Source organism: Pelatocladus sp., from assembly GCF_059505505.1.
In genome coordinates this window covers 1-12,425 of record NZ_JCACKS010000061.1, presented here as the reverse complement: position 1 = coordinate 12,425, position 12,425 = coordinate 1, and the positions used below count along the sequence as shown (strand labels likewise).

At 40.5% G+C, this 12,425-nt stretch carries 9 protein-coding genes; 3 read left to right on the top strand and 6 right to left on the bottom strand.

Translation table 11 applies throughout. The features are described from left to right. Positions 1–44: 44 nt before the first annotated feature. Both AC5JMK_RS06280 and AC5JMK_RS06275 read right to left on the bottom strand, forming a co-directional pair. Positions 45–878, bottom strand: a complete 834-nt coding sequence (locus AC5JMK_RS06280) for an ABC transporter permease (RefSeq protein WP_495909672.1) — start codon at positions 876–878, stop codon at positions 45–47. A gap of 507 nt (positions 879–1,385) precedes the next feature. Further along, the gene (locus AC5JMK_RS06275; protein WP_495909671.1) at positions 1,386–4,766 is read right to left on the bottom strand and encodes a PAS domain-containing hybrid sensor histidine kinase/response regulator; all 3,381 of its coding nucleotides are present in this window, start codon (positions 4,764–4,766) and stop codon (positions 1,386–1,388) included. A 425-nt stretch (positions 4,767–5,191) separates the two neighbouring features. Between AC5JMK_RS06275 and AC5JMK_RS06270 the strand changes: the two genes are divergently transcribed. The 3 genes from AC5JMK_RS06270 to AC5JMK_RS06260 all read left to right on the top strand — a co-directional run bounded on the left by AC5JMK_RS06270 (position 5,192) and on the right by AC5JMK_RS06260 (position 8,185). Continuing rightward, positions 5,192–5,521 (top strand): hypothetical protein, encoded by a 330-nt coding sequence (locus AC5JMK_RS06270; RefSeq protein ID WP_096675173.1) that lies wholly within the window; start codon positions 5,192–5,194, stop codon positions 5,519–5,521. 587 nt (positions 5,522–6,108) lie between these two features. Continuing rightward, positions 6,109–7,233, top strand: coding sequence for a Gfo/Idh/MocA family protein (locus AC5JMK_RS06265; RefSeq protein ID WP_096675172.1), 1,125 nt, complete (start codon positions 6,109–6,111; stop codon positions 7,231–7,233). A 181-nt stretch (positions 7,234–7,414) separates the two neighbouring features. After that, positions 7,415–8,185, top strand: a complete 771-nt coding sequence (locus tag AC5JMK_RS06260; RefSeq protein WP_495909670.1) for a pentapeptide repeat-containing protein — start codon at positions 7,415–7,417, stop codon at positions 8,183–8,185. Between the two features lie 113 nt (positions 8,186–8,298). On the opposite strand, the gene AC5JMK_RS06255 is transcribed toward AC5JMK_RS06260, so the two are convergent. The 4 genes from AC5JMK_RS06255 to AC5JMK_RS06240 all read right to left on the bottom strand — a co-directional run bounded on the left by AC5JMK_RS06255 (position 8,299) and on the right by AC5JMK_RS06240 (position 12,016). After that, complete coding sequence (locus AC5JMK_RS06255; protein WP_096675170.1) at positions 8,299–9,492, bottom strand: LL-diaminopimelate aminotransferase; 1,194 nt, start codon at positions 9,490–9,492, stop codon at positions 8,299–8,301. 69 nt (positions 9,493–9,561) lie between these two features. After that, positions 9,562–9,891: a thioredoxin family protein gene (locus AC5JMK_RS06250; protein ID WP_096675169.1), complete on the bottom strand. Its 330-nt coding sequence runs from the start codon at positions 9,889–9,891 to the stop codon at positions 9,562–9,564. Between the two features lie 276 nt (positions 9,892–10,167). Then, positions 10,168–10,956, bottom strand: a complete 789-nt coding sequence (locus AC5JMK_RS06245; protein ID WP_495909669.1) for a PspA/IM30 family protein — start codon at positions 10,954–10,956, stop codon at positions 10,168–10,170. Positions 10,957–11,311: 355 nt separating this feature from the next. Continuing rightward, entirely contained in the window at positions 11,312–12,016 is a 705-nt protein-coding gene (locus AC5JMK_RS06240; RefSeq protein WP_096675167.1) for a PspA/IM30 family protein, read from the bottom strand. Positions 12,017–12,425: the final 409 nt, after the last annotated feature.

Here is a 12,425-nt window from a genome sequence, read left to right as displayed (position 1 = left end):
ATTTATTTATGGGGATTATCTTTTTACTTTTTACTTTTTACTTTTTACTTTTTAATATTGCCTATTTTTTCCGAAGAAGCGCGAATTAATTCGGCGATCAAGGCGACTGTTGCTGAGATAAAGATTAAGATGACGCTCAAAGCATTAATGTCGGGTTTGACTCCTGTTCTAATGCGGCTAAAAATTTCCATTGGTAGAGTGTTGGAACCACTACCAGCAGTAAAGGTGGCGATGAGAAAATCATCTAAACTCAGGACAAACGCTAACAGACAACCAGCGATAATACCAGGCATTAATTGAGGTAATAATACTTTAAGAAAAGCCTGTAATGGTGTAGCTCCTAAATCTAAAGCGGCTTCTTCTAAGTGGGGATCTAGGTTAGTCAATCTTGCTGAAACAACTAGACTAATATAAGCAAGACAAAATACTACGTGGGCTGCGACAATAGTCCATATACTTAAAGAAATGCCAAGTAGGGGAATAGCAACTGCTGCGAGAAACACTAAGGTAGCTACTGCGATCGCAATATCGGGAATAATTAACGGTAGATAAGAAATTCCGCGATATAATTCTTTACCCGGAAATTGATAGCGCGCCAAACCTACCGCCATAAGGGTTCCTAGCACTGCTGAAATACCTACAGCACTTAAAGCAACTATTAAACTATTTTTTAAAGCCAACAAAATTTGCTCATCACTCAAGAGTTGGCGATACCAATCTAGGGTGAAACCTTGCCATGCAGCACTGTAAGGTGAATTATTAAAGCTATAAAACCCAAGTACCAATATTGGTAAGTACATAAATATAAACATTAATAGCGAGAAAACCGCTTGCCAAGATAAGACACGCGGTTTTTTTTGTGATTTGGATATATTCACGTTTGATATTTTGATTTTTATCTATTTTATTAGCGCAAAAATAGCACATCTGAAGATAAAAGTCAATAAAAGATAATTTTGGGGTTGTACTAGACGCGATATATCAGGTCTCTACAGGGTTTAAATATTAATCAATTTGTCTTATCCGAACCGTATTGCCTACACCTCGATCCCCGATCCCCTACCCCAAAGCAGGATGGTTTCATACGAAAAAAGAAAAATATGGAAGTCTGTATTTCTCGTTTTGAAGCATAGATTTTTACCCCTCTCCAAACCTCTCCCCTTATTAAGATACAGCTGGCGAATCAGGGGTATCACCCCTCATTGAACGATTTTTCGTTATCCCAACAGATGTAGAGACGTAGCATTGCTACGTCTCTACAAACCAATTTGTGGGTGAACGAGGGGTCAGACCCACCATTCGCCAGCTGTATCTTATTAAGAGGAGAGGCTTTAAAAGAAGATTTTAATTTTTTTCTGCTTGTATGAAACCACCCTGCCAATCCCCTACCCCAAAGGGCTACACAAATCTGCGATCGCTAGGAGTAATTGATCTATATCGACTGGTTTGGCAATATGGGCTTGGAAACCTGCTGCTAATAGCCGTGAGCGATCGCTATCTCCAGCATAGGCAGTTAAGGCGATCGCTAGAATGTTTCCACCCTGTTCTGGAGGTATGGCTCTGATTTGCTCAATCAAACCGTAGCCATCGACTTCAGGCATCCCGATATCACTGATTAATAAGTCATGCTGCAACTGTGCTAAAGTTGTGAGAGCTTGGTTTGCCGATCTGGCAACAGTTACTATCGCTCCATACTCTTTTAATAAAAATTCCAGAAAATTCCGTGTGTCGGTATCATCATCAACTACTAGTATCCGCAGTCCAGCTAGATACGAAGAGCTAAATTTATCTACTTCTTTTTCTGTGTCTGTTTCCTCAACACCTGCTTGTTGTTCTATGAGGGGCAACTTTAGAGTAAATGTAGCTCCTTGCTCTTCTCCTGGACTATCTGCTGTAACTACACCGCTATGCAATTCGACTAAGTGGCGCACTATTGCCAATCCTAATCCCAAGCCACCAAATTTTCTGGTTGTACTGCTATCTGCCTGACGAAAGTATTCAAATACGTAGGGTAGAAACTCCGAAGAAATACCTGTACCTGTGTCTGTAACTGCTATTTGGGCATAGTTCACGATTGGGCATTGGGCATTGGGCATTGGGGTTGATAGTTGAATTTTATTAACCATCCCGATTCCTGATCCCCGATTCCTGATCCCAGATTCCTGATCCCCGTTCCCTGATCCCCAATCTCCAGTCCCCAGTACCTGAGACAATCGCACCTCCACCCTACCACCACTAGGTGTGAATTTGACGGCGTTGGAAAGTAAATTGCTGACGACTTGCTGTAAACGATTTGAGTCACCCTGAACACAGATAGGGGAAGTGGGGGGAGATATATACTCAAGTTGAATTTTTTTAGTTTGTGCAGCTGATTGTACGGTTTCTAATGCAGCATTAATTACTGTTGTCAAATCGACGGTGGCTAAATTTAGGCTCAGTTTACCTCGGAGAATACGGGAAACGTCCAATAAGTCATCAATTAGTTGAATCTGTAACTTGGCATTTCGTTCGATAGTATCTAAGGCGCGATCTGTGGCTGTTGGATCTAGCTTGCGGCTTCTGAGTAATTTTGTCCAACCTAAGATGGGGTTGAGAGGCGATCGCAATTCGTGGGAAAGAATAGCTAAAAACTGATCTTTAATGCGGTTGGCAGTTTCTGCTTCTGCGCGAGCGGCTTGTTCTAACTCTAACAGGCGAGCGCGTTGTTGTTGTATTTGTTTTTGATCGTCAATATCAGTACAAGTGCCGAACCATTTAATAATGTTTCCTTGATTGTCTCTAAGGGGATAAGCTCTAACTAAATGCCAACGATATGTACCGTCACTTGCTCTTTTGTAACGCTGTTCGTTTTCAAAGGGAATTCCGGTTTGTAAAGATTCTTGCCAGCGTTGGATAGTAGATTCCAAATCATCTGGATGCAGTAGTTTCTGCCAACCAGTTCCAACAGTTTCTTCGAGAGTGAGTCCCGAATAATCGCACCATCGTTGATTTGTATAATCAGTGACGCCTGCTGCATTTGATGTCCAGATCATTTCGGGTATCGCTTCACTCAGCATTCTGTAGCGTTCTTCACTTTGACGTAATGCTTCCTCTGTGTGCTTACGCTCGGTAATATTTTGGGTAGTTCCCATCATCTGTACTGCTTTGCCTGTATAATCGTACAAGCACCGACCTTTGGCTGCAATCCAATGTATACTACCGTTAGGCCAAATAACGCGGTACTCTACATCATAGTCAACCTTGGCTTCCAGAGTTTGCATGACTGCTTGATGAGTAAACTGGCGATCATCTGGATGCAGAGAATCTAAAAATATCTCGTAGCTCATTTCTGTGTTGGCTGCAAGTCCAAATAGTTGCTTGCATTTTGCTGTCCACACTAAATCATTGGTGGTGAGATCCCAAAACCACATCCCTAACTCTGCTGCGGCGGTGGCTAGGCGGATGCGTTCTTCACTTTCGCGTAAGTCTGCTTCTGTTTGTTTGCGTAGACGCGCAGCGACTTGCCGTAAGGCATCGCTAATGTTAGTGGTGGCACCAACTATTCTGATAATATCATGTTTGTGATCTCGTACTGCTAATCCTCGATCTTCGACCCACAGATAGTGACCATCTTTGTGACGGACTCGATATTGAGTATAAAAACGGTCTCCTTTAGCTAGACCTCCTGCAAAGTCTTGATCGACTTGTTGGATATCATCAGGATGGATGTGCGATCGCCACCATGCTGATGTTGGTTCAGTTTCTTCTAGTGTGTAACCTAAAAGCTCAGTCAAACCTTGAGTTCTTTGTACAGTATTACTTGTGCTATCCCAATCATAAATTAGGCAGTTCACTGCTGCTGCTGCTAATTCAAACCGTTCATGACTCTGACGTAAGGCGGTTTCTTTCAGCCGTTGCTCAGTAATATCTTCACAGAAACCCAGAATTCGTTGTGCTAAACCTTGAGTTGTTCTCCGCAATACTGTGTCATAGCAACGTAACCAACGCCATTGATCATTTGCATGTCGATATTGAAATTCAAAACTAACTACTTCACCATCAGTAACACAGTTAAGGCGATCATAATGAGTGGGAAGTCGAGTAAAGTCTTCAGGGTACATGCGCTGCAAAAGCGATCGCAGCCCTGTTGTTTGAATTTCTTGTTGAGTATAACCCAGAATTTGAGTAACGTGATTGTTAATGTAAATGACACGCTCGTCAACAAGGTCATAAATATACAACGTACCTAAGCTACTACTAGCAATTCTTTGAATTAAATTAGGATTTTCCTTCAGCGCTGTTGCCAAAGCAACTTCATTGTGATCTAAAACCGATGCTAGATTTGATGTTGTGATAATCTCAGTAAAAGTTGTAACAATACTATAAGGTATAGTTGCTCCTGGTAAAAACAAAGGTTGTGAGTTCACCAGTAGCCAGACAAGTTCACCATAAGGCTGATATAATCCCATGACCACATTCAAACAGGGTTGACCTGTTGTCAGGGCGACCATAAATGGATGATTGTCTTGAGTAAAAGGAGAACCATCTTCACTAATGGTTCGCCAGGATTCATCCAGCCAACTACGCCCGATTAGTTGCTCTGCTTTTAGTCCTAAAATCTTCTCAGATAAAGGATTACAAGCCTGGATGCGACCATCGACAAGCTGAAGCAGCATCGCCTGCTCTTGATTTGCTATCATCACAGTTGTAGATAGTTTAGATGCTTGCCTCTGCTGAGACAATTTGTCATCCGTTAGCGGTGGTAGAAACTGCTCAAAGTCGGGCATTTTTATATATTTGGAATATATACAAGATTTTAGTTTAAGTTTATATCTAACGATTTAGATTTTATTACATAATTTTCTATCTTTGGAATGAGGATAAACAATCTTTATTATTTATTTGTTTTATTTTGTTTTGAGAATTGAATTGCTAGTTGCTAGTCAGTAGAGATTGATTTTTGGAATTATCTCATGCTTGCAGCAGTAAACTATCATGACTAAACCCGTTTATATAGAAATGAGTAGTTTATATTTGTTGAGAAAAATCAAGCAATAACGGATAACTAATCATTTACTCTTAACTACCGTCTCTGAAATTTATATCAATATACATAAACCGAGATTACTCCTGACGAAGGAGCAAATCCAGGTTTTGATTGACTAAAGTGGTCGTAGTAACGAATCGATTTAAAAACGAAAGAGATTTTACTATGAAAGACCAACAAAAAAATCAAATTAATCAACCAGTGAGTAAAGATTGGCATTCCAAAGAAGAACAAGATGTAAAGGAAAAAAATTTAACAGCAAATCCTGGCGATCGCATTACTGATGAGCCTGAAACAATCGAAGAAAAAAGCCAACAGATAGCTGTAGATTCTCCTGACATTACAGGAGACCAAATCACTGTTCCTACCTATTTTGTAGTGGAAGAACCAGATGGAGAGCAAAAAGCACTCCACCACGTTAAGGATGCTGAAGAAATTTCTGATGTCATTCGAGAAGCAAGAGTTGATGAAAATGGTAATAGAGTTTGGTGGTAGTTGATTTTAGTGCCAACGATGAATATAGCGGTTCTCATTTGAATCAAATACACCGCCATGAACAATGTAGAGACGTTACATGTAACGTCTGGGCGCAGCGTATTGCACACAACCGAGAAGCGCTATATCAATTCATCATTAGCTATTGGAAATAAAGATTAACTAAATATAGGGACGGCTTGAGATATTGTTTCGGTTACATATGTCTTCTCTCTTTTGGTAAAAGTGAGGGAAACTAAGATGGATTTGGAGTATTTATCTGAAGCTGTTCTCTTCAATTGTTTAAGGAGTAAAAAAATAATTTTCAGATTTTATTTCAGATTGTATTAAAAAATAAATAAAACTCATTTAGATAATTCATCTGTGCTTTGAATTTAGATGACTATTGACCAATAAGGTTGGTGTTAAACCCACAATTTTTTGTAGAGACGCGTAGCAAGATCCCCCAGGGTAATTTCTTTCGTGTCTCTACACACCAATTTTCTAAAAATCCTTAACACCAAGCCTATTAGACTATTGACGAATTATAAAAACTCAAATACAAACATAAGAACAGACTATAAACCAATAAAATGGAGACAAAAATTATGGCATCTATTTCAAATAAGAAAAACAGTAAAGTACGCTATGCTGTGATTGGACTGGGTTGGATTGCTCAAGAAACAGTTTTACCTGCTTTTGAAAATGCAGAAAACTCTCAATTAGTAGCATTATTTTCTGATGACCTAATTAAGCGTCACGAACTGAGTGAAGAGTATGATGTTCCTGCTTTTACATATGAAGAATACGAAGCATTTTTGAGAAGTGGGGCTGCGGATGCAGTTTACATTGCTCTACCGAATCATTTACATTGTGAATATACTGTCAAAGCTGCCAATGCAAGAGTACATGTACTTTGTGAAAAGCCTATGGCAGTCACAGAACAAGAATGTGAGGAAATGATTAGTGCTTGCCGTAATAATAATGTCAAATTGATGATTGCCTATCGCTTGCACTTTGATCAAGCCAATATGCAAGCAGTAGAAATAGTTAATTCAGGAAAAATCGGTAGTCCCCGCATTTTTAACTCTGTCTTTTCTCAGCAAGTAGCCGAAGGTAATGTGCGCTTAGAGCCAATTTCCAATGGTGGCGGTACAGTTTATGATATGGGAATTTATTGCATAAATGCCGCTCGTTATCTTTTTCAAGATGAACCCATAGAAGTAGTTGCATTTTGTGGAAATAATAGTGAGCAGCGCTTTGAAGAAATTGATGAAATGACAAGTGCTATCCTACGTTTTCCTGATGATAAATTGGCAACTTTTACTTCTAGTTTTGGTGTTGCACCAGTTTCTACTTTGCAGATATTAGGAACAAAAGGCGATCTACGAATGGATTCTGCATATTCCTATCAAGGAGAACTGAAGCAACAAATTACTATTGATAACCAAACTCAAGAGCAATCTTATCCTGCTGGTGATCAGTTTGCTGCCGAAATTGTTTACTTTTCAGACTGCATACTCAATGGTAAGAATCCAGAACCATCAGGAGACGAAGGTTTAGCAGATGTTCGTATTATTCGTGCCATTATCGCATCGGCGCAAACAGGTAAAACTGTAGAACTGCGTGAGTTTACAGAACAAATAAGACCAACAATTGAACAGGTAATTCAAATTCCAGCCAGCGAAGAACAACCAGATTTAGTTCATGCTGCTGATCCATCGGGGAACTAATTAGGTGATTCCAATCGCATTACACATTGTAGAGACGTAGCAATGCTACGTCTCTACATGAATATCGAACCAATTTTTAATTTTACATTTTTAATTTTTAATTCCAAAGGTGGGGTTGGCTGAAAAATATTAGTTAGAGTATAAATGTGTCTACGGTAAGGTTGAGTATTCAGTATAAGCAATGAAAAGCCAAATCCTAGCCATAGCCACATTTATAGCTACAATTAGTTTTAATCAAATTGTCTTAGCTGCAAATTCAGAACACATCAGACAGTTATTAGCCAGTAAACAGTGTGAAAATTGTGACCTTAGCGGCGCAGGGTTGGTAATGGCTGACTTGAGCAATGCAAATCTCAAAGGAGCTAACCTCAGTGGTGCTAATCTTAGCCGTGCTAACCTCAGTGGTGCGGACTTAGCTGGTGCAGACTTGAGTGGTGCTAGCTTATTTGGCGTGAATCTCAGTGGTGCTAAGTTAACTGGGACAATTCTCATGGGTACAGACTTGAGAAATACTTATCTCATCAATGCAGATTTGACAGGAGTGAATCTCAACGGCGCCAACTTGCAAGGTGCTTATGGTATCCCATTGCAAATTGCCAAACCAGAAGAGTTCTATGCTTGGGGTGTTACCGAAGCGCAAAAAGGTAATCAACAACGGGCTTTGGAATATTTTAATCAAGCGATCGCACTCAAACCAGACTATGGTGGTGCTTATTTAGCTCGTGCTACTGCTCGTTACCAATTATTCGATAAACAAGGTGCTTTCCAAGACGCCCAAGCAGCAGAAAAATTATTTACAAATCAAAATGACCGTGATGGAATACAAACAGCACAAGTTTTTATTAAACAACTACAAACACCCCAAACAGCACAACTAGATCGTGGTAAACCCAGTTTTATGGACTTTTTTGGAAGTGTGACTTCAGTGTTATTTCAGTTTTTACCTTTTTAGAGGATTGGGGATTGGGGACAAGGAAGATGGTTTGTAGTGAGGACTTTAGTCCTCAAAAAAGGACTAAAGTCCTTACTACGAACTTAATATAGTTTGATTTATTCTTGATTTAGTTACAAAAACTCAGCAATTCTGCTGACAGCAGTTTCTAATATAGCTGGCTCGTGTACCAAAGCAAAACGAACATAGCCTTCCCCAAACTTGCCAAAACCAGTACCAGGAGAAGCAGCCACTCCAGTTTTCTCTAGTAGCTGGGTACAAAATTCTACAGAATTTTGACTCCACGATTCCGGTAATTTTGCCCAAACATACATTGTGGCTTTGGGTATAGAAACTTGCCAACCAATGCGATGTAAAGCATTAACAAAGACATCCCGACGCTGACGAAATCTCTCAACAGAAGCTTTGACTAGATCTTGTGGTCCAACCAAAGCCGCGATCGCACCGTTTAAAATACCACGATACTGATTAAAATCAACTGCTGCTTTTACTTGACGCAAAGCACGAATCAATTCAGCATTACCAATGGCGTAGCCAATCCGAAAACCGCCCATGTTATAAGACTTGGAAAGTGTGAAAAATTCTATGGAGACGGTTTTTTGGGGATCTGCTTGCAGGATTGAGGGAACCCAACCTTCCCCGATTCCCAATCCCTGATTTCCATTTTCCTCGAAGACTAAATCAACATAGGGAAAATCGTGAACTAGAACAAGATTGTGCTGCTGACAAAAGGCGACTGCTTCTTGAAAGAAAGATAATGGTGCGATCGCACTGGTAGGATTATGTGGATAGCTCAACACCATCATCCGTGCTTGTGCTAATACAGGTGTGGGAATATCAGCAAATACTGGTAAAAAATCATTTTCTGGACGTAATGGCATGGGGTATACTTGACCACTAGCTAAGTAAACTCCCCCAGCATGGGAAGGATAACCCGGATCAAGTAACAGAGCAAAATCTCCTGGATTGAGGATTGCTAAGGGTAAATGGGCTGTCCCTTCCTGAGAACCAATCAGTGGTAGTACTTCTGTTTCTGGATTTACAGCAATGCCAAATTTTTGCTCGTACCATTGCGCCGCAGCTTGACGAAAGCCTTGAGTAGCGTGAAATAACAAATAGCCGTGGGTACTTTGATTATACAAAGATTGAGCGATCGCATCTACTACATGGGATGCAGCTGGCAGATCCGCAGATCCCATAGATAAATCTATTAATTGCCGTCCGGTAGCCAAAGCTTTCGCCTTGGCTTTATCCATATCGGCAAATACATTAAATTGTAACGGCTGTAAACGTTTTGCAAATTGCATTTGAGTATTTGTCCTTTGTCATTTGTCTAAAATACTAATGACCAATGACCAATGACCAATGACCAATGACTAGTTTAGGTGAGTATCTAAGAAACTAATTAATTTCTCTTTACCGATAACTCCTTCAGCAGATGCCAAGATATTATCACCTTGGAACAGCCTGAGAGCAGGTACTCCTTCTACCTGGTATTGCTTAACAGTAATTGGATTAGGGTCAATTTCCATTTTCACTACTTTTAAGCGATCGCTATAGGTATTAGCAGCAAGGTTCACTAGTGGCGCCATCAATTGACAAGGACCACACCAAGAAGCCCAAAAGTAAACTAATACTGGCTCCTCGGCTTGCAAAACTTCGGTTTCAAACTCAGCATCAGTTATGATTTTGACACCCTTACTCATTCCCGTCTCCTAATGGTGGTATCGTTATCAGTTGACACACAAAATTACTCTATCCCAAACTAGTCAATCATCCATAGCCAATATTTAATAATTATTCTCACTATAAACTATTTATATTTATTAACAAACACACATTGACAAAAACTATAAGATATGTATTAAAACCATATAGCTCAGAATTTTGAATCATTTTCCCCGCTCCCCACAAAGCACCTGACGCAAAATCCCACATCTATAAAAAGGTGTGGGACCAATTTCAAAAGTATGATCAAAGTGTTACATCTGGTCTAATTGCTTGCGTAACGATTCTAACTCAGCATCAACCACTTCATTGTTAGATTTAGAAGTGTTTGATTGCTCAGTGTTAGTGGTAGATCCTTGGGCTGGGAGTGCAGGAGGAGTAGGAGCAGGAGCCAGGGAAGCTTTGAGAGCTGCCAATTCATCGTCTACGTCGCTACTAGATTCCAAAGCTGCAAATTGATGTTCTAAGTCTGTACCAGCTAACTCTGCTGCTGATTGGGCGCGGGCTTCTTGCATCAAGACTTTTTCTTCCATGCGCTCAAAAGCTGCCATAGCGGAGGAAGTATTCATACCTCGCACCATACCTTCGAGTTGCTCTTGAGCTTTAGCAGCAGTGATCCGAGCTTTAAGCATTTCTTTTTTAGTCTTAGCTTCGGAAATTTTGCTTTCGAGCTGGATAAGGTTACGCTTGAGATTGTCAACTTGAGCTGTTTGCTGCTCTAAGCTGGCTTTGAGAGCAGTTCCTGAGTCGGTAAAAGTCTTTTTGCGCTCTAGAGCTTGGCGTGCTAGATTTTCGTCACCTTTTTGCAGTGCAAGTTGGGCATTGCGTTGCCACTTATTGATTTCATTTTGAGCTTCATTGTACTGTTTCTCAGTGCGTTTTTGAGCCGCGATCGCTTGAGCTACTCCCTGGCGCAGCTGAACTAAGTCTTCCTGCATTTCCAGGATTGCTTGTTCCAGCATTTTTTCAGGATCTTCGGCTTTACTGACTAAATCATTGAGGTTGGCGCCGACTACTCGCCTAATACGATCAAATAATCCCATAATTTTGTTTTTCCTTTGAAAGATTTACGCGCGACTTTGGCAATTAGTTTGACTTGAAAATAGGGATCGGGGATTCTCCTTACGGAGACGCTTACGCGTAGACGCGTCAGCGGCTTCTCATAGAGTACGGGGATTGGGGGATTAGGGTAGAAATCTTCAGAGTCATATTTTTATTCGTACGCAGTTCATGAAAACTACTTATTTAAATTTAATCTTTTCAGACTAATTCAGTTCTCATTCCCCTTCCCTCTTAACCCTTCACCCTTCACCCTTAGTCTTTTCCCTTTCATCCTTCATCCTTGATAAACCCTTATTCTTAAGATATGCTTTTAACTTACAAATTGCCCAATCGTGCTTAATTCTCACTTTGGGGTAATTGCTGTGGTGTTGATTGTGTATTTACCGTACTACTAGGTAATTTTGCTTTCATCTGTGACAGTTCGGTATCTACTTCAGATTCAAGGGCTGCAAATCGTTTTTCCAATTCATCTGTTCCCGTAACAGCAATTGCTTCTTTTTGGGCTTCTAATTGGAGAACTTTTTCTTCCATGCGCTCAAAAGCACTCAAGCTGCTTGTACCAGAAACGCCTTCTAGCAAATCTTGAAGTTTCACGCTAGCTTCAGCAGAACGAGCGCGAGCAATATACATATCTTTTTTAGTTTTAAGTTCGGTAATCTTTAGCTCTAGCGATCGCATATCTTTTTTGAGCCGAGCAACAACGCTACTTTGCTCTTCTACTTGATTATAAAGCCCTGTAGCTGTTTCTTCGTAAGCACGGCGCTTCGTGAGGGCTTCGCGTGCTAGAACTTCGTTACCTTGTTGTAATGCTAATTGGGCGCGACGATACCATTCTTCACTTGCGGATTGGGCTTGCGCTGCTTGGCGTTCTGTACGTTTTTGGCTAGCGATCGCGGCGGCGATCGCCTGTCGCAGTTGTACCAAATTATCCTGCATTTCCAAAACGGTTTTTTCCAGAATTTTTTCTGGATCTTCCGTAGACCCAATCAGACTGTTGATGTTAGCACGAATTACCCGCCCAATCCGATCCATTAGTCCCATCTCGCCCTCCATCTACGTTTTAAGGGTAGTTCAAAAGCCACATAAGCAAAAAGTAAAAATAAATAATTAATATTTTTTTTATTTTTACTTTTACTTACCTTTCCCCTATTCTCCTACACCCTATCCTGAATAGACTTCTTGCAGAAGTATGGATGTAGTCAACTTCTAACAGGATTTTGGATTTTAGATTTTGGATTAGGAAACTCTTTGGTGCATAAGAGTTCTGTAAGTCCATCTGTCGCATTCTTTTATCAAATTGGTATTAGTTTCTGGGTTCGCCGAAATGATTTCTGGGTTCACCGAAATGATTTTTGGGTTCGCCGAAATGATTTCTGGGTTCACCGAAATGATTTCTGGGTTCGCCGAAATGATTTTTGGGTTCGCCGAAATGATTTTTGGGTTCGCCGAA

Excerpts from the sequence above, each read along its gene's own strand:
- AC5JMK_RS06275 (WP_495909671.1), bottom strand. The coding sequence starts at position 4,766 with ATGCCCGACTTTGAGCAGTTTCTACCACCGCTAACGGATGACAAATTG.
- AC5JMK_RS06270 (WP_096675173.1), top strand. The coding sequence starts at position 5,192 with ATGAAAGACCAACAAAAAAATCAAATTAATCAACCAGTGAGTAAAGAT.
- AC5JMK_RS06265 (WP_096675172.1), top strand. The coding sequence starts at position 6,109 with ATGGCATCTATTTCAAATAAGAAAAACAGTAAAGTACGCTATGCTGTG.
- AC5JMK_RS06260 (WP_495909670.1), top strand. The coding sequence starts at position 7,415 with ATGAAAAGCCAAATCCTAGCCATAGCCACATTTATAGCTACAATTAGT.
- AC5JMK_RS06255 (WP_096675170.1), bottom strand. The coding sequence starts at position 9,492 with ATGCAATTTGCAAAACGTTTACAGCCGTTACAATTTAATGTATTTGCC.
- AC5JMK_RS06250 (WP_096675169.1), bottom strand. The coding sequence starts at position 9,891 with ATGAGTAAGGGTGTCAAAATCATAACTGATGCTGAGTTTGAAACCGAA.
- AC5JMK_RS06245 (WP_495909669.1), bottom strand. The coding sequence starts at position 10,956 with ATGGGATTATTTGATCGTATTAGGCGAGTAGTCGGCGCCAACCTCAAT.
- AC5JMK_RS06240 (WP_096675167.1), bottom strand. The coding sequence starts at position 12,016 with ATGGGACTAATGGATCGGATTGGGCGGGTAATTCGTGCTAACATCAAC.